At 68.6% G+C, this 20512-nt stretch carries 14 protein-coding genes; 10 read left to right on the top strand and 4 right to left on the bottom strand.

The window, feature by feature from the left end; translation table 11 throughout:
• Positions 1-235: 235 nt before the first annotated feature.
• Positions 236-2965 carry an aconitate hydratase AcnA gene (acnA, locus tag ACFTZC_RS00130; RefSeq protein WP_382885287.1) on the bottom strand — a complete coding sequence of 910 codons (2730 nt, stop codon included), beginning with the start codon at positions 2963-2965 and terminating at the stop codon, positions 236-238.
• A gap of 376 nt (positions 2966-3341) precedes the next feature.
• Between acnA and ACFTZC_RS00125 the strand changes: the two genes are divergently transcribed.
• On the top strand, positions 3342-4871 hold the full coding sequence (locus tag ACFTZC_RS00125) for a helix-turn-helix domain-containing protein (RefSeq protein ID WP_382885286.1): 1530 nt from the start codon (positions 3342-3344) through the stop codon (positions 4869-4871).
• A 96-nt stretch (positions 4872-4967) separates the two neighbouring features.
• Here ACFTZC_RS00125 and ACFTZC_RS00120 read toward each other — a convergent pair whose 3' ends face one another.
• Both ACFTZC_RS00120 and ACFTZC_RS00115 read right to left on the bottom strand, forming a co-directional pair.
• Positions 4968-5711: an SDR family NAD(P)-dependent oxidoreductase gene (locus tag ACFTZC_RS00120; protein WP_382885284.1), complete on the bottom strand. Its 744-nt coding sequence runs from the start codon at positions 5709-5711 to the stop codon at positions 4968-4970.
• 124 nt (positions 5712-5835) lie between these two features.
• Entirely contained in the window at positions 5836-6585 is a 750-nt protein-coding gene (locus ACFTZC_RS00115; RefSeq protein WP_382885282.1) for an SDR family NAD(P)-dependent oxidoreductase, read from the bottom strand.
• 212 nt (positions 6586-6797) lie between these two features.
• Here ACFTZC_RS00115 and ACFTZC_RS00110 point away from each other — a divergent pair, with 212 nt between their 5' ends.
• The 9 genes from ACFTZC_RS00110 to ACFTZC_RS00070 all read left to right on the top strand — a co-directional run bounded on the left by ACFTZC_RS00110 (position 6798) and on the right by ACFTZC_RS00070 (position 18082).
• On the top strand, positions 6798-8066 hold the full coding sequence (locus tag ACFTZC_RS00110) for an aspartate aminotransferase family protein (RefSeq protein WP_382885281.1): 1269 nt from the start codon (positions 6798-6800) through the stop codon (positions 8064-8066).
• A gap of 98 nt (positions 8067-8164) precedes the next feature.
• The gene (locus ACFTZC_RS00105; RefSeq protein WP_382885279.1) at positions 8165-8698 is read left to right on the top strand and encodes a flavin reductase family protein; all 534 of its coding nucleotides are present in this window, start codon (positions 8165-8167) and stop codon (positions 8696-8698) included.
• Positions 8699-8764: 66 nt separating this feature from the next.
• Positions 8765-9655, top strand: coding sequence for a fumarylacetoacetate hydrolase family protein (locus ACFTZC_RS00100; protein WP_382885278.1), 891 nt, complete (start codon positions 8765-8767; stop codon positions 9653-9655).
• A 125-nt stretch (positions 9656-9780) separates the two neighbouring features.
• Positions 9781-10902 (top strand): LLM class flavin-dependent oxidoreductase, encoded by a 1122-nt coding sequence (locus tag ACFTZC_RS00095; protein WP_382885277.1) that lies wholly within the window; start codon positions 9781-9783, stop codon positions 10900-10902.
• Positions 10903-11089: 187 nt separating this feature from the next.
• On the top strand, positions 11090-12631 hold the full coding sequence (locus tag ACFTZC_RS00090; RefSeq protein ID WP_382885275.1) for an aldehyde dehydrogenase family protein: 1542 nt from the start codon (positions 11090-11092) through the stop codon (positions 12629-12631).
• Positions 12632-12671: 40 nt separating this feature from the next.
• Complete coding sequence (locus ACFTZC_RS00085) at positions 12672-14516, top strand: sigma-54-dependent Fis family transcriptional regulator (protein WP_382885273.1); 1845 nt, start codon at positions 12672-12674, stop codon at positions 14514-14516.
• A gap of 238 nt (positions 14517-14754) precedes the next feature.
• Positions 14755-16230: an APC family permease gene (locus tag ACFTZC_RS00080; protein ID WP_382885271.1), complete on the top strand. Its 1476-nt coding sequence runs from the start codon at positions 14755-14757 to the stop codon at positions 16228-16230.
• A gap of 159 nt (positions 16231-16389) precedes the next feature.
• A complete protein-coding gene (locus ACFTZC_RS00075; protein ID WP_382885269.1) occupies positions 16390-17337 on the top strand; it encodes a C-terminal binding protein in 948 nt (315 codons plus the stop codon).
• A gap of 31 nt (positions 17338-17368) precedes the next feature.
• Complete coding sequence (locus ACFTZC_RS00070) at positions 17369-18082, top strand: riboflavin kinase (protein WP_382885267.1); 714 nt, start codon at positions 17369-17371, stop codon at positions 18080-18082.
• A gap of 6 nt (positions 18083-18088) precedes the next feature.
• Here ACFTZC_RS00070 and ACFTZC_RS00065 read toward each other — a convergent pair whose 3' ends face one another.
• Entirely contained in the window at positions 18089-20440 is a 2352-nt protein-coding gene (locus ACFTZC_RS00065) for an MMPL family transporter (protein ID WP_382885266.1), read from the bottom strand.
• Positions 20441-20512 lie beyond the last annotated feature (72 nt).

Here is a 20512-nt window from a genome sequence, read left to right as displayed (position 1 = left end):
CCAGTGCCGCCTCTCCGTAAGCGGAATCACCGGGAATCGACCGGCCGCGACCGACGCGATGGCTGCCGGGTGCGATACGGCCTCAACATCCGACTGAAGGATGATCCGACGAATGGAACGCACCGGTGGAATCGATACGTCCCGGACCCACCGGCACATACGCCGAGGGCCGTGCCCCGTACACGAACGTACGGGGCACGGCCCTCGGCCGCGCGATCGGCGGACGCCGTGAGCGCTACTTGCGGATCAGGCTGCGCAGCACGTACTGCATGATGCCGCCGTTGCGGTAGTAGTCCGCCTCACCCGGGGTGTCGATGCGGACCACCGCGTCGAACTCCACGCCGGTGTCCGTCGTCACCTTGACCGTGCGCGGGGTGGTGCCGTCGTTCAGCTCCGTGACGCCGGTGAAGGAGAAGGACTCCTCGCCCGTCAGGCCCAGGGACTGCGCTGAGGCGCCCTCCGGGTACTGGAGCGGGAGAACGCCCATGCCGATGAGGTTCGAGCGGTGGATGCGCTCGTACGACTCGGCGATGACGGCCTTCACGCCGAGCAGCGCGGTGCCCTTGGCGGCCCAGTCGCGGGACGAGCCGGAACCGTACTCCTTGCCGGCGAGGACGACCAGCGGGATGCCCTGCTCGATGTAGTTGCGCGAGGCGTCGTAGATGAAGGAGACCGGGGCTCCTCCGTCACCTTCGGCGGCCCTCGTGAAGTCGCGGGTGTAGCCGCCCTCCGTGCCCGGCGCGATCTGGTTGCGCAGGCGGATGTTGGCGAACGTGCCGCGGATCATGACCTCGTGGTTGCCACGCCGGGACCCGTACGAGTTGAAGTCGCGGCGCTCGACGCCGTGCTCCGTCAGGTACGCGCCGGCCGGGGTGTCGGCCTTGATCGCGCCCGCCGGGGAGATGTGGTCGGTGGTGACCGAGTCGCCCAGCTTGGCCAGGACCCGCGCGTCGCTGATGTCCGCGACCGGCGTGGTCTCCATCGTCATGCCCTCGAAGTACGGGGGCTTGCGGACGTAGGTGGACTGCGGGTCCCACTCGAAGGTGTTGCCGGTGGGGATCGACAGCGCCTGCCACTGCGCGTCGCCCGCGAACACGTCCTGGTAGGACTTGCTGAACATGTCCTCGCCGATGGCGTTGGCCACGACGTCGTTGACCTCGGCCTCGGTGGGCCAGATGTCCTGGAGGAAGACGGGCTTGCCGTCCTGGTCGATGCCCAGGGCGTCCTTGGTGATGTCCACCTTCATGGAGCCCGCGATGGCGTACGCGACGACCAGCGGCGGGGACGCCAGGTAGTTCATCTTGACGTCGGGGTTGATCCGGCCCTCGAAGTTGCGGTTGCCGGAGAGCACCGAGGTGACCGCCAGGTCGTGCTCGTTGACCGCCTTGGAGACCTCCTCGGGCAGCGGGCCCGAGTTGCCGATGCAGGTGGTGCAGCCGTAGCCGACGAGGTTGAAGCCGACCTTGTCGAGGTACGGGGTCAGGCCCGCCTTGTCGAAGTAGTCGGTGACGACCTTCGAGCCCGGGGCGAGGGTCGTCTTGACCCACGGCTTGCGGCTCAGGCCCTTCTCGACGGCCTTCTTCGCGACCAGCGCGGCGGCGACCATCACGTACGGGTTCGACGTGTTGGTGCAGGAGGTGATCGCGGCGACGGTGACGGCGCCGTGGTCGATCTCGTACGTCGAGCCGTCCGGGGCCGTGACCAGCGTCGGGCGCGTCGGCACCCCGTTGGCGGAGGCCGGGGCGTCGGAGGCCGGGAAGGACTCCTTGCCCGCCTCCTCGTCGTCGGAGACGTAGTTGCGCACGTCCTCGGCGAACTTCGCCTTGGCCTCGGCCAGGATGATGCGGTCCTGCGGACGCTTCGGGCCGGCGATGGAGGGGACGACCGTGGAGAGGTCCAGCTCCAGCTTCTCCGAGAAGTCGGGCTCGGCGGCCGGGTCGAGCCAGAGGCCCTGCTCCTTCGCGTACGCCTCGACGAGGGCGACCTGCTGCGCGTCACGGCCGGTCAGGCGCAGATACTTCAGCGTCTCGTCGTCGATCGGGAAGATCGCGGCGGTGGAGCCGAACTCCGGCGACATGTTGCCGATGGTGGCGCGGTTGGCGAGGGAGGTCGCGGCGACGCCCTCGCCGTAGAACTCGACGAACTTGCCGACGACGCCGTGCTTGCGCAGCATCTCGGTGATCGTGAGGACCAGGTCGGTGGCGGTGGTGCCGGCGGGCAGCTCACCGGTCAGCTTGAAACCGACGACGCGCGGGATGAGCATCGAGACGGGCTGGCCGAGCATCGCGGCCTCGGCCTCGATGCCGCCGACGCCCCAGCCCAGCACGCCCAGGCCGTTGACCATGGTGGTGTGCGAGTCGGTGCCGACGAGGGTGTCGGGGTACGCCTGGCCGTTACGGACCATGACCGTACGGGCCAGGTGCTCGATGTTGACCTGGTGCACGATGCCGGTGCCCGGCGGGACGACCTTGAACTCGTCGAAGGCGGTCTGGCCCCAGCGCAGGAACTGGTAGCGCTCGCGGTTGCGGCCGTACTCCAGCTCGACGTTCTGCGCGAACGCCTCGTGCGTGCCGAACTTGTCGGCGATCACGGAGTGGTCGATGACCATCTCGGCCGGGGCCAGCGGGTTGATCTTCGCCGGGTCGCCGCCCAGCTCCTTCACGGCCTCGCGCATGGTGGCGAGGTCCACCACACAGGGCACACCGGTGAAGTCCTGCATGATCACGCGGGCCGGCGTGAACTGGATCTCCTGGCTCGGCTGCGCCTGGGAGTCCCAGGAACCGACGGAACGAATGTGGTCGGCGGTGATGTTCGCGCCGTCCTCGGTGCGGAGCAGGTTCTCCAGCAGCACCTTCAGGCTGTAAGGGAGGCGCGCGGAGCCCTCGACCTTGTCCAGCCGGAAGATCTCGTACGACTCGTCACCCACGCGCAGCGTGCTGCGGGCGTCGAAGCTGTTCGCCGACACGACAGTCTCCTTCATCAATGTGCACGTACTACGTCATGCTGCCGCCACGGCTCCTCACCGATCCGTTAAGGTAAGGCTTAGTTAGGTAACCCTTACCGATTGGGCGGCCGCGGTACGCCTTCGGCAGATATCTCGATGTCGAGATAACTCTAGTACATGACCGCTGCCCGGTCATGCCCCGGTCCGGCCGCGACCCGTACGGCCGCGCCCCGGTGGCCGCTCCGGCCGGCAGGGTGCACGATGAGCCGGGCCGGAGGGCGCGACACCCCGAGGCGGCGGGCCAACGGGGTCGCGACAACCGGGACGGCGAGGCAGCGACACCCCGACAGCCCACCCCAGCAAGCCACTTATCTCACATGTGAGATAACCTGCCGCCATGGCAGACGATTACCTCGTACGCATCGGCAAGCTCATCCGTGACGCCCGGCAACACCGGGGATGGACCCAGAGCCAACTCGCCGACGCTTTGGCCACGAGCCAGAGCGCCGTGAATCGCATCGAGCGCGGCAACCAGAACATCAGCCTTGAGATGATCGCGCGCATCGGGGAGGCGCTAGACAGCGAGATCGTCTCGCTCGGGTACGCCGGACCGATGCATCTGCGGGTCGTCGGCGGGCGCCGGCTCTCCGGGGCCATCGACGTCAAGACGAGCAAGAACGCGTGCGTGGCGCTGCTCTGCGGCTCACTGCTCAACAAGGGGCGTACGGTGCTGCGCCGCGTGGCGCGCATCGAGGAGGTCTTCCGGCTGCTGGAGGTGCTGAACTCCATCGGCGTCCGCACCCGCTGGATCAACGGGGGCGTGGACCTGGAGATCGTGCCGCCCGCCGAGCTGGACCTGGAGGCCATCGACGCGGAGGCGGCCCGCCGCACCCGCTCCATCATCATGTTCCTCGGACCGCTGCTGCACCGGATGGACACCTTCCGGCTGCCGTACGCGGGCGGTTGCGACCTCGGCACCCGCACCATCGAACCGCACATGATCGCGCTGCGCCGCTTCGGCCTCGACATCGCGGCGACCGAGGGCCTCTACCACGCCCAGGTGGACCACTCCGTGTCGCCGGACCGGCCGATCGTGCTGACCGAGCGCGGGGACACCGTCACCGAGAACGCCCTGCTGGCCGCGGCCCGCCACGACGGCGCGACCGTCATCCGCAACGCCTCGTCCAACTACATGGTCCAGGACCTCTGTTTCTTCCTGGAGGCACTGGGCGTACGGATCGACGGCATCGGCACGACCACACTGACCGTGCACGGTGTGCCCTCCATCGACGTGGACGTGGACTACTCCCCCTCCGAGGACCCGGTCGAGGCGATGAGCCTGATCGCCGCCGCCGTCGTCACCGAGTCCCAGCTCACGATCCGGCGCGTCCCGATCGAGTTCCTGGAGATCGAGCTGGCGGTGCTGGAGGAGATGGGCCTGGACCACGACCGCTCGGCCGAGTACTGCGCCGACAACGCCCGTACGCGGCTGGTGGATCTGACCGTACGGCCGTCGAAGCTGGAGGCGCCGATCGACAAGATCCACCCGATGCCGTTCCCCGGTCTGAACATCGACAACGTGCCGTTCTTCGCGGCCATCGCGGCGGTCGCCCAGGGCCAGACGCTGATCCACGACTGGGTCTACGACAACCGCGCCATCTACCTCACGGACCTCAACCGCCTCGGGGGCCGCCTCCAACTCCTCGACCCCCACCGCGTCCTGGTGGAGGGCCCGACGCGCTGGCGCGCCGCCGAGATGATGTGCCCGCCCGCGCTGCGGCCGGCGGTGGTCGTGCTGCTGGCGATGATGGCGGCGGAGGGCACGTCCGTACTGCGCAACGTCTATGTCATCAACCGGGGGTACGAGGACCTGGCGGAACGGCTCAACTCGGTGGGCGCGCAGATCGAGATCTTCCGGGACATCTGAAAACCTGCGGAACAACCTCCGTCACACCACACCTGACCCGCATAAACGCGAGGCGAGGTGGGGTGTGACGGAGTCTCTGGGATATCCACGCGCTCCCTACAGGGCCGTGTAACCACCGTCGACGACTACCGCAGAACCCGTCATGAGGCGTGACTCGTCCGAGGCGAGAAAAACTGCCACATCAGCGACCTGCTCCGGGGTTCCCACGCCAAGGGGTTGATACTTTCGCTGCGCGTCCCTGTCCTCGAAGAAGCCCTCGTCGAAGAAGCTCTCGACCATCGGAGTGCGCACCGCCCCCGGACAGATGCAATTTGCCCGGATGTTGTCCTTGGCGAATTCGACCGCCACCGACTTCGTGAGCATCAGAACCGCGCCCTTGGTGGCCGTGTACGCGGAGATTTCCGGTTCGGCAACCAGAGAATTGACCGAGCCCCAATTGACGATCGATCCTCCCCCGCTGCGCCGGAGGGCCGGCACGGCGGACTTGCATCCGTGGAAGACGCCCTTGAGGTTGACGTCGATCATGCTGTCGAGCATCTCCTCCGTCGTGTCCAGCAGGGGAGCCGCGCGGAGGTAGCCGGCGCAGTTGAGCATCGCGTGCAGTCCACCGAATCGCTCCTCCGCCAGGGCTACCAGGGACTCCACCTCGTCCGCGCGAGCTACGTCGCAACGCTCGACGACGATCTCTCCTGCGGCAGACGCGAGCTGGGCGAGACCGGTCTCGTCGATGTCCGCCGCCACGACGCGAGCGCCCTCGGCGGCCAGGGCGAGCGCCGTCGCCCTTCCCTGTCCGGAACCCGCTCCTGTGACGATCGCGACCTTGCCGGAAAGCCTGCCCATGGGAATTCTCCTGTCCTGGGTGTGCCGGCATTCCTGGGGAGTTTCGGCCCGGAAGGCCTGCGCCGGCACATTCTGATTGAGGCTGAATAAGAAGTAAGGGACGGCGGGGCGTCGGAGCCGTTTTCTACTGAGCGGTGTAGCCACCGTCGATCAGGAGGTCGGTGCCGGTGACGTAGCTGGCTTCCTCGCTGGCGAGGAAGAGGACGCCGTAGCTGACCTCTTCGGGGCGCGCGCCACGCCCCATCGGGGTGGCGGCGGCGAAAGCTTTGTTGGATTCCTCGCCCTCCTCCTCGGCCATGGGAGTCATCACCAGACCGGGGGAGACCGAGTTCACGCGGATGTTGTCCTTGACGTACTCAAGTGCCGCGGCTCGGGTCATCATGCGTACGGCGCCCTTGGACGCCTGGTAGGAGAAGGAGCCGGGTGCTCCGACCGATCCGTTGATGGAACAGGTGTTGACGATGGCGCCGCCGCCGCTTCGGCGCATCGCCGGGACCACGTGCTTGATGCCCAGGAAGACACCCTGCTGGTTGATCGCGGTGATTTTCGTCCAGGCCTCGACGTCCTCCTCGTCGGCGGCCTTCATCGTGCCGACGATGCCGGCGTTGTTGACCAGGATGTCGATACGGCCCCAGCGGCGTTCGGCGTCCTCGACCGTGGCGAGCCAGTCGGCTTCGGAGGTGACGTCGGTGTGCCGGTAGCGCACGTCGTACCCGGCGTCGCGCAGTTCCCCGGCCACGGTCTCACCGGCGTCGTCGAGGACATCGGTCATGAGGACTGCGGCGCCCTCCGCGGCGAGGAGCCGGCTGTGCGCCTCGCCCTGGCCCCGGGCGGCACCGGTGACGATCGCGACCTTGCCTCGAACTCGATCCATCGTTTCCCCACATCTCCTCGCGGCCGGAGCCGCCCGTCACGGTTCTGGGCAAGATTACGGTCGCCTTTGCGCCGCATCTGTGCCACTTCGGGACACCTCGGGCCTGTGCCAACTCAGGACAGTTCGTGACGCACCGGCCTGCGTACGGTCTCACCGCCACGGTGGCTGCCACCGGAAACCCGACCGTCCCCCGCGAAGGATGTTGAGCGTCGATGGCTCTTGAGACGAAGACCGATGTACCGGACGTACCGGACAGCGATCCGCATGTACGCAGGGGGCGGCGGGGCTTTCCCCTGCTGCCCGGCGGGTACGGCCGCGACGCCTATCACACCGGCGCCGTGCCGGCCTACGCCCTGCGCGGCGCGGGCTACCGGCTCTGGGACGACCGAGGGCGCGAGCTGATCGACGCGAACAACAACTTCACCACGCTCGTGCACGGCAACGCGCACCCGCAGATCGTCGAGGCCGCGACCCGGGCGATGGGCTCCGGTTCGTGCTGGGGCATTCCCAACCCCGGTGAATGGGAGCTGGCCGATCTCCTTCTGCGGCGCCTGCCCGGCCTGGACCAGGTGCGGTTCACCAACTCGGGTACCGAGGCGGTGATGTCGGCCGTCCGTATCGCCCGTGAGGTGACCGGACGTCCGGGTGTGCTCATGACGCGAGGCGGTTACCACGGCTCGTCCGACGTCGCGCTGTGTGCTGGTGGCGAGCAGTCCGCACGGGGTGTTCCGGAGTCCACCGTGCGCGAGGTGTCCCTGGTTCCCCTCAACGACATCGACCTGCTCCGGCAGGTGATCGAGGAGCAGCCGCACCACCATGCGGCCATCGTCCTCGACCTGTTGCCGAACCGGGCCGGCCTGATTCCGGTGACCGCCGAGTTCCTGTCGGCGGCACGCGACCTGGCGGACCGGTACGGCATCCTCCTCGTCATCGACGAGGTGATCAGCCTTCGGCTCGGTGCGGGCGGGCTGAGCCGGGAGTACGGGATCGTGCCCGATCTGCTGACCGCGGGCAAGCTCATCGGCGGCGGTTTCCCCGTCGGCGCGGTCGCGGGGCGCGAGGAGGTCATGCGCGTACTCGACCCGCGGCGCAAGGGCAGCATCCCGCACTCCGGTACTTTCTCGGGAAACCCGGTGAGCATGGCGGCCGGCGCGGAGGCGCTGCGGTTGCTCTCTCCTGACGCCGTGGCCCGGCTGAACCGGCTCGGCGACCGGGCTCGCCGGGTGGTGTCGGCGCGTATCGAGCCGCTCGGGTGGGAGGTTCGCGGCTCGGGGTCCTTGCTGCGCGTGTTCCCCGTCGGCAGGACCGGTGTCGACCGGGAGACGCAGCACCGCCTGTGGTGGGCCGCCTACCACCGCGGCCTGCTGCTGTCGTCGGCCAACCTGGCCGCACTGACGACACCGATGACGACCGAGGTGGTGGACGATCTCGCCGACCGGCTGGCGGACGCCGTGGCCGAGGTCGCCGGAACGACCGCCTGATGAGCCTGGCCCGGCATCATGACGGGACGCGCACACCCCCTGGCGCTGTACCAGATTGGCACGATTTCCAGCGCCCGCCGCGCAGCACTGTAGGCGGTATGAAGACTCACACCACGTCGCTCGTCCCCGTTCCCGACCAGCCTGTGTCCGCGGAGCTGGTCCAGCAGGTGAAGCAGGCTCACCGGTCTTTTCCCTCGGGGGTGACGATCGTGACCGCTCAGGTCGACGGACGGCCCGTCGGACTGGTCGTCAACGCGTTCAGCAGCGTCTCGATGGCTCCGCTGCTGGTTCTGGTCTGCATCAACTCCTCCGCGCAGTCGCATGCGGCGCTGTGCGCGGCTCAGCACCTGGGCATCAGCATCCTGAGCAACACCCAGTCGACGGTCGCGACCACGTTCGCCAGGTCGGGCGGGGACAAGTTCCAGGGCGTCGGCTGGCACGAGGGCGGACAGGGCGCACCCTTGCTGGACGAGGCGTCGGCGACGTTCGAGGTCCAGGTCGTCTCACGGGTGGAGGCCGGAACTCATTCGGTGTTCTTCGGACGCGTCGTCGGAGTCGAGACCAGCGACCTGCCGCCCCTCGTGTACTCGGCGGGCGATTTCTTCGACGGGGGCCGGCTGCTCGCCGTCTGAGCCCCCTCTCTCACACCACGTGTCGGCGGTGCCGTACGGACGGGCCGCCGCGAAGAGGAGAACACGATGAGACTCGTCTCCTACTGGCTGGACGACGACGGCTGGCGGTCCGGTGCACTGCTCGACGAGGTGGTGTACGACGTGGACGTCGCACTGCTCGCGAGCGGGATGGCGGGGCTGGGCCCGCAGGCCACCACGAGAGAACTGCTGCGCCGTCATGGCCGGTCGCTCGGACAGGTCGCCGCGGCCGTACAACGGGCGGCGGCCGAGCGGTCGTCCGCGCGGGTCGCCCCGGCGGCGGACCTCCGTCTGGGGCCGCCGGTCACCGACCCCGGGAAAGTGCTGTGCATCGGCCTGAACTACGACGACCATGTGGCCGAGACGGGCAGGGCACTGCCGGCGCACCCCGACGTGTTCGCGAAGTTCGCCAGCACGCTCATCGGCCCGGCGGACGAGATCCGCTGCTCGCACATCACCGGCAAGCTCGACTACGAGGGTGAGCTGGCGGTCGTCATCGGCCGGGAAGGCCGCGGCGTGAAGCCGCACGAGGCCCTGGACCTGGTCGCCGGTGTCATGGTGCTCAACGACGTCACCGCCCGGGACCTGCAGTACCACGGAACGCAGTGGCTGGCCGGAAAGGCGGTCGACGCCTCGACGCCCTGCGGGCCCGCACTGGTGACACTCGACGAGGTGGGCGACGTACAGAGTCTGGAGCTCACCACACGGGTGAACGGTGTGCGGGTGCAGGGCTCCAACACCCGGCACATGATCTTTCCCGTCGCCGAACTGATCGCCTACATCAGCCGGTTCCTGGCGCTCTCCCCCGGCGACATCATCTCGACCGGTACGCCGGAAGGCATCGGCAGCAAGCGCAATCCTCCGTTGTGGCTGAGGCCCGGAGACGTCGTCGAGGTCGGCATCGAGCGCGTCGGCACGCTGCGCAGCCCCGTGCGATGACCTCACCTGAGCAGCGCTTTCCGGTGCCTCAAGGTGGCACAGTCGCGCCGCCGTCCCGGGCGTGAGACTGCGGGCAGGACCACAGCGATCAGACCGAATGATCGCGTACACATTGGAGAACGAGCATGGATATCGGGCTGTTCCTCGTACCGTTCCGCCTTCCGGAGACCGGCCTGCACGAAGGTTTCCAGTGGGACATGCAGGTCATCGACTGGGCCGACGAGTTCGGTCTGTCCGAGGTGTGGATCGCCGAGCACAGCACCATGAGGTGGGAGCCGGTGTGCAGCCCTGAGCTGTACATCGCGGCCGCGCTGCGGCAGACGAAGCAGATCAGGTTCGGCACCGGCGCGAACGTTCCGGGCAACCACAACCCGATGGCGCTGGCGCACCGGCTGATGCAACTCGACCACATGTCGAACGGCCGTCTGATGGTCGGCCTCGGCGCGGGTGCCTACCCCACGGACCACCTGATCCACGGCAACACCGACCCCGGCGGGAAGATGGCGGAGGCCGTCGAGATCATGCGCGCCATCTGGGAGAAGAAGGGCCCGTTCCGCCACGACGGGAAGCACTGGCAGTTCGAGATCCCCGCGTACGACGAGATCCAGCAGGGCCCGTTCATGGAGCCGCTGCAGAAGCCGCATCCGCCGCTGCTCATGGCCGGCCTCAGCCCCGCCTCCCGCACCATGACGCGCGCCGGCGAGCTGGGCTATCTGCCCATGAGCTTCAACGTGGGCCGCGAGTATCTCGCCGGTCACTGGTACCGGTACATGCAGGGCGCGGAAAAATCCGGCTTCACCGCGAACCGCAACGAGTGGCGTATCGCCCACAACATCCTGGTCGCCGACACCGACGAGGAGGCGATGGACCTCGCCGTGAACGGGGCCATGGGGCGGACCTACCGTGAGTGGATGCTGCCCGGCTACGCCCGCGGCGGCATGCTGCCGGCCATGGTGCCCGAGCTGAACGTCACCGACCCGGACGACGTGCCGATCGAGTACCTCGCCGAGGAGAAGTGGCTCGTCGGATCCCCCGACACCGTGATCAAGAAGCTGCGGCGGGACCTGGACGCCTCCGGCGGCTTCGGCAAGATCATCAGCTTCACCTTCGACTACCTCGACCAGCCCGAGCGCTACCGGCGCCACTTCGAACTGCTGGGCACGGAGGTCATCCCGCGGATCAAGGACATCGTGCACCCCACCGAGTCCCTGGCCGCGCTCCGGCGACCCGCCGGTATCGAGGACTGACCCGCCCGGGCCACACATCCGGACGGGAACGAACCGAGGGGCGCCCCGAGGAAGGCGGCGCCCCTACGTCCGCCCCCTGAGCCGTGTCTCAGGTTGACACAGTGCGTCCCGGTCACCGGTTCCCAGGCTCGCCCGCAACGGCGTCACCTCTGGGAACAGCCAGGACGCGATTTGAAAGGAAGATCGCATGACTGCTGCTGACCGCCAAGACCACCGGGCATTCGCCGCCGGGATCGCCGAGCGGCGCACGGGCGACCCCGTCGTCGTTCCGCATGTCGTCGGCGGCGAGGAACGCTTCGACGGCGAGCTGATCAACAGGGAGGACCCCGGCCACCCGTCCCTGACGGTCAGCGCCTGCCACGACGCGCCCGCCGAACTGGTTCAGCTCGCCGTCGCGACCAGCCGGGCGGCCCAGCGGGAATGGGCGAAGGTGCCGCTGAGCACGCGGATCGCACACGTGCGACGCGCCATCGACCACGTCGAGGAGGCGGCGCGGGAGTGGGCCGTGCGCGTGGCGCTGGAGGTCGGCAAGTCCTATGCGGGAGCACAGGCCGAGGGCCTCGAAGTCCGGGACATCCTGCGCTACTACACCGAGTACGCGGAGAGGCCCGGAGCCTTCGAGGACGAGCGGGCGGCCGATCCGGCCGGCTTCGCCAACGATTCCGTGCTGCGGCCGTACGGTGTCTTCGGCGTCATCACCCCGTTCAACTATCCGATCGTGCAGGCCGCCGGTCCCACGATCGGCGCTCTCATCGCCGGCAACGGCGTGGTCGTCAAGACCTCCCACCAAGGTCCCTGGTCCGGCCAGGCGGTGTACGAGATGTGCCAGGCGATGGACCTGCCCACCGGGCTGGTGAACATCGTCCACGGCGCGGACGAACCCGGCAGGGCGCTCACCGCCTCCGGCATCGACGGCGTCTCCTTCACGGGTTCGGTCGCCGTCGGCCGGTCCATCATGAAGTCGTTCGCGAACGGACCCTATGCGCGGCCTGTGATCGCGGAGATGGGCGGGAAGAATCCTGTCATCGTCACCGACACCGCGGATCTGGAGGCGGCCGCCGACGGCATCGTGTTCTCCGCCTTCGACCTGGGCGGGCAGAAGTGCAGCGCGCTCTCCCGTGTGCTGGTGACGCCGGGAGCACACGACCGACTCGTCGAGCTGGTCGCCGAGCGTACCGGCCGTGTCGTCGTGGCCGACCCCACCGACGCCGACGCGTTCGCCGGTCCCGTGGTGTCCGCCGAGGCGCTGGCGCGGTTCGAGCGCATCGTCGGGCAGGCACGTGCAGAGCGCTTCACGGTGTCGGGCGGCGAGAGGCTCGACGGTGACGGCTATTTCGTTCGTCCCGCCGTCGTGTCCTCCGTACCCGCCGATCACACACTGTCGACCACCGAACACTTCCTGCCGTTCCTCACGATCAGCCGGGTAGCCTCGTTCGAGGAGGCACTCGGCGCGGCCAACGCCACCCCGATGGGGCTGACCGCCGGCATCTACACCGGCGACATCGACGAGGCCCGCGCGTTTCTGGACGGCATCGAGGCCGGGTGCGTCGATGTGAATGTGCCGGGGCACGCGACCACCGGCTGGTGGCCCGGTCCCCAGACGTTCGGGGGCTGGAAGGCCAGCGGCTCGACCGGCGTACAGACGCTGGGCAAGTGGTACACACAACAGTTCGCCCGGCAGCAGGCACGTAAGCTGCCCGCACAGTTCGAGCATCTCCTGACCTACTGAGCTCGACAAACGCGTTCCCGCGGCGTATCGAGGAGGTCCGATGACCACACCCTTCGAGGGGACCCCCCTCGCCCACCCGGTGCGCCTGGGAGCGGTCGGCAATGCCGAGCTGGTCTCCCTCCGTGAGCGTTTCGTCGCCGACCCCACGACGACCGATCTGAGCAGGCTGCGTCCCGTGATCGCACGATCATGGCGACGCAGCCTGGCCTGCAACGTGCGGCCCGGCTCGAACGTCTTCACGGAGGCCGGGCAGCCACACGTGGACGATCAGCTCCTCGCCTGCGCGGAACCGGTCCTGACCGAGCTGGAACGTCTCTGCGCGGACACCCAGGGCGCCGTGTGCCTCACCGATGCCCAGGGAACCCTGGCCGTCTTCCGCGGGGACACCGCGGCCGTCCGGCAGGCGGACCGAGCCTTTCCGGTCTACGGCGGACGCATGGCGGAGGACCTGATCGGCACCAACTCCGACGGCACCGCCCTGGAGGAGGGCACAGCGGTCCAGGTGTGGGGCGGCGAGCACTTCGCCGAGACACTGCAGGGAAGCTGCTGCACCTCGGTCCCGATCCGTGACCCGCTGCGCCGCTCCATCCGCGGTGTCCTCAGTCTGATGCTGCCCGAGAATCTCGCCCGCCAGATCGATCCGCGGTCCATTCTCCTGATCGTCCAGGGCGCCGCGGCGGAAGTGACCAGAACGCTCGCGACCAGGCTCGCCGCTCGGGAGCAGACCCTGATGGCCGCCTATCTGCGGGAAGTGCGCAAGCGGGGCGCCGACGCCGTCGTCGCGATGGACGAGCGCACCACCATCGCGAGCCGCGGAGCCCTCGCTCTCCTCGGGCAGAGCGACTACTCCGTCCTCGCCGCGTACAGCCGCGAGGCGGAGCGTCTCGACCGGACCGTCGAACGCGACCTCACGATCGGCGCCGACACGGTCCTGCAGCTCCACGCGAGCCCCATCCTCCTGGGCGGCGAGACAACGGGCGGTACCGTGATGCGCCTGCGGCGCAAGGAGTCGGGCAAGGCTTCGTCCGCACCGGCTGCCGGCTCGGCACCCCGCCGGAGCCCGTTCGACGGCATCGTCGGCGACAGCCTCGCCGTCCGACGCACGCTGGAAGCCGCGACCACGGCCTGCACGCGTCGCACACCCGCCTACATCGTCGGTGAGCCGGGCACCGGCAAGCGTCACCTCGCGCAGGTCATGGCGTCCCGGTTCGCCGAGCGCACCGTCGTCTTCACCTGCCGGCCGGGCGCCGCGGACCAGCCGCGGGGAATCGACGAGATCGACGCGGAACTCGCGGCCGGCTCCACGGTCGTCCTGCACCGGGTCGACGAGTGCGATGCCGCACTGCGCGCGAGCCTCACCGATCTGCTGGACCTGTTGGAACAACCGCGGGTCGTTCTCACCCTCGCGCGACTGGACGACGAGCTGTTGCCGCTGATCAGCAGCCTCAACGGCATCGAGGTCCAGATGCCTTCGCTTCGCATGCGCCGCGAGGACATTCCCGCCCTGGCATCCCACTTCCTCTCTCTCGGCGACAGCCCGGCCGCACAGGTGTCACCGCGTCTGCTGGACGCGCTCGTCGCCGCGGACTGGCCGGGAAACGTCCGCCAACTGCGGAACGTCATCGAGACCGCCGCGTCACGCTGCCGAACGCAGGAACTGCGCGTGGACGATCTGGCGCAGGCACACCGCCGCGGCCTCGCGCGGAGCAAACTCACGCGCCTGGAGGAAGCGGAGCTCTACCAGATCCGCGAAGCCCTGGCCGAGGCGGGTGGCAACCGATTGCGCGCCGCGGCAATCCTGGGAATCGGCCGGTCCACCCTCTACCGGAAGATCGACAGCTACACCAACCGAGGCTTCGAGCTGGAACTGCGGCCCCACGAATAGCCCAGGGCAGGCCGCCGGACCGCCGGCCTCCGGGACGCGGTCACCGACCGCCACTGCCCCAAGGTGGGACAGTCCCGGCAACGGCCGGAACTCCATGCTTGGTCGCCAACAGCGGATGCAGCGGTCTCCCCCAGGGCCCCGTCCCCGCCGGCTTTCGCCCTCCCGGCGAAGCTCTGCCTTCAGCCGAAGCCGGGCAAGCCCTCGCGCACCCGCCCGGCCGACAAGGAAGACCCCGCGCATGGACACTCACTCCTCGACAGTCCGATGTTCTTCCGGATCACCCACCACGGACGCCAAGGCTCCTTCCCCGACCGTCACGCTCAAAGGCGAGATGGGCACGTTCGGTCTGCTCTTCACCGTGCTCGCCTTCACCGCGCCGCTCGGCGTCGTCTTCGGGTTCCTGTCCGTCAACATCAGCTTCGGGATCGCCGTACCGATCGCCTTCGTCGGCGTCATGCTGCTGATGACGCTCTTCGCCCTCGGCTTCACCAGCATGAGCCGGCAGATCCCCAGGCCAGGCGCCTTCTACACCTACATAGGTGAGGGCCTGGGCCGCCCCGCGGGCCTCGGCGGCTCGTTCCTCGCCCTGTCCACCTACGGCTTCAACATCATCGCGGCACTCGTCTTCTCAGGAATCGGCGTGAACAACCTCTTCACCAGTTTTACCGGTGCAGCGGGAGCGCCGTGGTGGATCTGGTCGCTGATCATGCTCGGCGCCGTGTGGACCCTGAGCTACTTCAACGTGGAACTCTCGGCCAAGGTCCTTTCGGTGCTGCTGGCGGTCGAAGTGTGCGCCATCCTGATCTTCGACATCGTCATGATCACGAACGGCGGCCCGGAAGGCCACTCCCTCACCCCCTGGAACCCCGTTCACCTGGTCACGCCCTCGATCGGGGTGCTGCTCCTGTTCAGCATCGGAGTCTTCAACGGCTTCGAGGCCACCGCGATCTACCGGGACGAGGTGCGCGACCCGAGCGTCACCATCCCGCGCGCCACGTACCTGACGATCACCTTCCTCGGCGTCTTCTACGCGATCTCGTCCTACTCGCTGATCCTTTCCTCGGGAGCCTCCCGAGCCGTCGCGGACGCGGCAGCCGGCCCGGCCGAGATGATGCCGCACGCCCTGCTCACCTACATCGGCGCCTTCGCGAACCAGGTGATCGCCGTTCTCCTGGTGACCAGCATGTTCGCCTCGACCCTCTCCCTGCAGAACATCCTGTCCCGCTACACCCACTCGCTCAGCGTGGACGGCGTCTTCCCGGGACGGCTGGCCGCCGTCCACCGGCGGCACGGATCACCCCACGTCGCGGCCGTCACCGTGGGCGCCGCCCTTCTCCTGATCATGGTCGGCCTGATCGCCTCGGGCATCCCCGCATCCGAGCTGTACGGCGCGACGTCCGGTGTGGCGTTCTACGGAATGCTGCTCCTGCTGTTCCTCACCTGTGTCGCCGTCATCGTCTACTTCCGGCGCCACGGGAAGGGCGTCTCCCGGTGGAAGACCTTCGTCGCTCCAGCCATCTCCGCACTGGCCATCGGCTTCGCCCTGCTGACGGCGTCGCTGAACATGGACCTGCTCATCGTCGCGCCCACCGCGGTCGTAGCAGCCCTCCTCGCCATCGGTTACCTCATGGTCGCCGTCGGCGTGATCACGGCTCTGGTCCTGAAACGGCGCGGGTCACCGACGTACGAGCGCATCGGGCGACGCGCGGGTTAGAAACGCGTCTCAGCAGGAGGACGGGTGCGGCTCGCGTCCCCTCGGCCTCGTCGCACCCAGTGCCCCACTTTGACACATTCGCCCACGTCAATCCGATCTAGGCTCACGGGTGATCCTGGCTCCCAGCACCACACCCTAAGAGCGCAAAGGAAACGTCCGATGACGAAAAATCCCACCTCCGGCAGCATTTTGGTGGCGCCTCACCAGTTCCCGCACCTGGACCGGGAGCAGGCACTGGCCAAGGAGTTCGGCCTCGACCTCGTCGCCGCAACCGACCAGTCCTCCTTCAGCTCAGCGATGCCGGACGCCCGGATCGTCATGGTCACCCCCTATGCGAAGGTCACCGCGGAGGATTTCGCCTCCCTGCCCGCCTGCGAGGCCGTCGTGCGCTACGGCATGGGCTACGACAACATCGACGTCACGGCAGCCGCCGCGGCGGGCATCCCGGTCTCCATCGTTCCGGACGCCTCGACGGACGAAGTGGCATCCCACGCCTTCGCCATGGGCCTGGCACTGAGCAGGCGTCTGCCTCAAGGGCACGCGGCGATCCGCGACGGCGGCTGGGCCGGCCGCATCGCCTACGACGCGCCCAAGCTGACCGACCTCGTCATCGGCATCGTCGGACTGGGCCGGATCGGCCGGATCGTGGCCGCGTCCTGGTCCGCCGTGGGCGCCCGGGTGCATGCCTACGACCCGTACACCTCCCTCCCGGACATACCGGCGGCAGAGCTCACCCGGGTACTGGAAGAGTCGGACGTGGTCTCCCTTCACCTCCCCCTCACCGACGAGACGCGCCACCTGGTGTCCAGCGACGTTCTGCGCCGTATGCGGCCCGGCGCCGCGGTGGTCAACGTGTCGCGGGGCGGTCTGGTCGATGAGCAGGCGCTCGCCGACGCGCTGCACTCGGGTCATCTCTCGGGGGCGGCCCTCGATGTCTTCGCGCAGGAGCCGCTCCCGGCGGACCATGCCCTTCGGGACGCGCCCCACCTCATCCTCACCCCACACATCGCCTGGCGTTCGACGACATCACTCGGTGCCCTTCAGGACGGCGCCGTCTCCCGTGCGCGGCGCGCCCTCGCCGGAGAACCCCTCATCGATCTCGTCTGACCGAAGGTCCGCACCGGAACAGGAGAAGGATGTGACCTATCAGGCCACAAGCGAGGACGCCGGCGAGCCGACGGTCGTGACCGGCGTCGTCAGGGTCGGCGACCGGCGAGGACGCGGACTGGGCTTCCCCACCGCCAACATCCACGAGGTCGGCACGGTGCGCCGGGACGGCGTATACGCGGCCACGGTCGCCCTGGAACCGGACGAGGTGACGTTTGTAGCGGTCGTCTCGGTAGGCCACCGCCCGACGTACTACGGCCCTGAAGGAACACGCCTGCTGGAAGCCCATCTGCTGGGATTCAAAGGCGACCTCTACGGCCGCGGCGTGCGCGTGACGCTGCGGCACCGCATACGACCACAACGCCGATTCGGCACCTCGCCCGCTCTCGTCCGTCAACTACAGCAAGACGTCAAGGACACCGCGAGGTGGGCGGCCCTGAACAACCTCGACCACCTGATCACCGAACCTCCCAGGACCGAGCGGAGCAAGGGCCGCTGGGGAGCGGACCAGCGCCACCTCCCGCGTGACAGGTGCCGCCCGACCCTACGGGCGCTCGAACGGACCGAAGCCATCGTCGAGGCCGCGCGCCACGTACCCGCCGACACCGACCCGCACCACTGGGTCGCCGCACGGACGGGATACCCCGTAGCGGACGTCGCGTGGCGCCTCGCTCAATTCAGAACTCCGGACCTCCCAGGACCGCCGTCGCGGGTGCGGGGCAGGGAGGCGGTACGCGGGCGGTGACATCGGTCAGCGGATGCTGTCGGCTTTCCGCGTCGGGGCGTGCGGTGATGGGGGCGTGGGGCGGGGCAGCGGGATCTTCTGTGCGAGCTTGTCGCCTTCGACGTCGAGGTCGGGCAGCAGACGGTTCAGCCAGGCGGGGATCCACCAGGCATTCTCCTGCGCGAGTGCCATGGTGGCCGGGATGAGGGTCATACGGATGACGAAGGCGTCGATGAGGATGCCGACGGCCAGGGCGAAGCCGGCCTGTTTGATCATGGGTTCGGCGTTGAAGACGAACCCGGCGAAGACGGACACCATGATGGTGGCGGCCGCCAGGACGACGGAGCTCGCGCGTGCGAAACCGGTGACGGTGGCGTCGAGGGCGGTGGCACCGTGCACGTGGGCCTCGCGCATGGAGGTCACCAGGAACATCTGGTAGTCCATGGCGAGTCCGTAGAGGACGCCGGTGATGATGATGGGCAGCAGGCTCACGACCGGTGCGGTGGCGTCGAGTCCTATCACGTTCTGGAGCCAGCCCCATTGGAAGACGGCGGTGGTGAGGCCGAAGGTGGCGGCGATGGTCAGGAGGAAGCCGAGGGTGGCGGTCACGGGGACCATGAGGGAGCGGAAGACCAGGAGCAGGACGATCAGTGACAGGCCGAGGACGGTGGCCACGTAGAGGGGCAGGGCGTCGGCGAGCCGGTCGGAGACGTCGATCGCGAGGGCGGTGAAGCCGGATATGCCGACGGTGACGCCGTGCGCTGTGCCCATCCGGGTGGTCCTGTCCCGTAGGGCGGTGACGAGGTCTTCGGTGGCGTCGTCGTTCGGGCCACTGCCGGGGATCAGACTCAGGATGGCTGTGGTGCCGGTCCGGTTCATCCCGGCCAGGGAGACCGAGGCCGATCCTTCGACGCTTTTCAGGTCGGAGGTGACCGCGGCGAGAGTGGCGGGAGTGAGGAGTTCGCCCTTGGCGGTGGAGTTGACGGCGATCAGGAGCGGGCCGTTGTAACCGGGGCCGTAGGCGTCGCTGATCAGCTCGTAGCTGCGGCGTTGCCCGGTGTCGGGGTTGTAGCTGGCGCCGGAGGGCAGACCCAGTTTCATGTCGGCGGCGGGCACCGCGAGGATCGCGGGGAGCAGGATCGCCGCCGCGAGAGCGGCGTACTTGCGGCGGACCAGGCAAGTTCCCCAGCGGGCGGCTCGTTCCCGGCCGGCGGCGGCTTCGGGCCGCTGGGTCCTGTGCCGGGTCCGGGCAGGGCAGACGCGTTCCTTGACCAGGCCGAGCAGGGCGGGCAGCAGGGTCAGGGCGAGCAGGACGGCGACGGCGATCGTGGCGGCTGCGACGAGGGCCATGGTGGACAGCAGGGTGATGCCGATGACCAGGAGCCCGGCCAGGGCGATGATGACGGTGCTGCCGGCGAAGAAGACGGCGCTGCCGGCGGTACCGACGGCCCGGCCGGTCGCTTCGTGGGCGTCCAGGCCCTCGTCGAGAATCAGCCGGCGTTCCCGGTTGACGATGAACAGGGCGTAGTCGATGCCGACGGCGAGTCCGAGCATCAGGGCCAGCACCGCGGCGAGCGAGTGGATCTCGAACACGGTGGAGAGGGTGAACGCGCCGCCCACACCCACGGTGACACCGACCAGGGCGATGGCGAGGGGCAGGCCGGCCGCCACGACCGATCCCAGGGTGATCAGCAGGACGAGGGCCGCGACGGCAACGCCGACGATCTCTCCGATGCCGACGATCTCGGGTATCTCCATCATCGCAGCCGACGGCAGAACCTCCAGGCCGGCGCGTGCGGCCTGTTGCTCGGCGGCTTCGATGGTGCTGTCGATCGTCCCTGACGGGAGCTCGAAGGTCTGCTGGTCGAACTGGAACTGCAGCAGCGCTGTCGAGTTGTCGGCGGAGACGACGACTCCCGGCACCGGCTGACCGCCCGCCTGCAACGGGACGGGATTCCCGCCGTTCGGCCGACCGGCCGCTCGGGCCACCGCCGCCTGGGCTCGCAGCAGCGGACTGTTCTCACCCCGTGCGGCTTCCCGCGCCAGCACCTTCCTGGCGTCGATGACGTGATCGTGGCGGTAGACGGCGTCCACGGCTGCCAGCAGAGCGGGCCGTACCTTCTCTCCGTCGATGCGGGCACCGTCCGGGGCTTCGAAGAGCAGGATGCCCTGGCCGCCGGACGCCTCCGGCAGAGAGGTGGCCAGCTCGTCGATGACCTTCTGGGACGGGGTGCCGTCGATCCGCACCTCGTTGCTGAGTTTGACCGGATTGGTCACGAGCAGCGCCACGACGGCCGCCAGCACGGCCAGCCAGCCGCCGATGACATACCAGGGTTTGCCGTAGGCGAACCTTCCGAGCCGGTACAGCAGAACGGACACAGTTTTCTCCCCTGCGCGTGGCGGCCTGACGTCCCAGGCCACACCATGAAGTGAGAGGGTACTACCGAAACG

Source organism: Streptomyces sp. NPDC056987 (assembly GCF_042673865.1).
In the GTDB taxonomy this organism is placed as follows: domain Bacteria; phylum Actinomycetota; class Actinomycetes; order Streptomycetales; family Streptomycetaceae; genus Streptomyces.
Note: the sequence above shows the minus strand (reverse complement) of the source record. Positions and strands in the feature narration are given on the sequence as shown.

Excerpts from the sequence above, each read along its gene's own strand:
- ACFTZC_RS00110 (WP_382885281.1), top strand. The coding sequence starts at position 6,798 with ATGGCTCTTGAGACGAAGACCGATGTACCGGACGTACCGGACAGCGAT.
- ACFTZC_RS00120 (WP_382885284.1), bottom strand. The coding sequence starts at position 5,711 with ATGGGCAGGCTTTCCGGCAAGGTCGCGATCGTCACAGGAGCGGGTTCC.
- ACFTZC_RS00100 (WP_382885278.1), top strand. The coding sequence starts at position 8,765 with ATGAGACTCGTCTCCTACTGGCTGGACGACGACGGCTGGCGGTCCGGT.
- ACFTZC_RS00125 (WP_382885286.1), top strand. The coding sequence starts at position 3,342 with ATGGCAGACGATTACCTCGTACGCATCGGCAAGCTCATCCGTGACGCC.
- ACFTZC_RS00090 (WP_382885275.1), top strand. The coding sequence starts at position 11,090 with ATGACTGCTGCTGACCGCCAAGACCACCGGGCATTCGCCGCCGGGATC.
- ACFTZC_RS00095 (WP_382885277.1), top strand. The coding sequence starts at position 9,781 with ATGGATATCGGGCTGTTCCTCGTACCGTTCCGCCTTCCGGAGACCGGC.
- ACFTZC_RS00075 (WP_382885269.1), top strand. The coding sequence starts at position 16,390 with ATGACGAAAAATCCCACCTCCGGCAGCATTTTGGTGGCGCCTCACCAG.
- ACFTZC_RS00115 (WP_382885282.1), bottom strand. The coding sequence starts at position 6,585 with ATGGATCGAGTTCGAGGCAAGGTCGCGATCGTCACCGGTGCCGCCCGG.
- ACFTZC_RS00085 (WP_382885273.1), top strand. The coding sequence starts at position 12,672 with ATGACCACACCCTTCGAGGGGACCCCCCTCGCCCACCCGGTGCGCCTG.
- ACFTZC_RS00080 (WP_382885271.1), top strand. The coding sequence starts at position 14,755 with ATGGACACTCACTCCTCGACAGTCCGATGTTCTTCCGGATCACCCACC.
- ACFTZC_RS00105 (WP_382885279.1), top strand. The coding sequence starts at position 8,165 with ATGAAGACTCACACCACGTCGCTCGTCCCCGTTCCCGACCAGCCTGTG.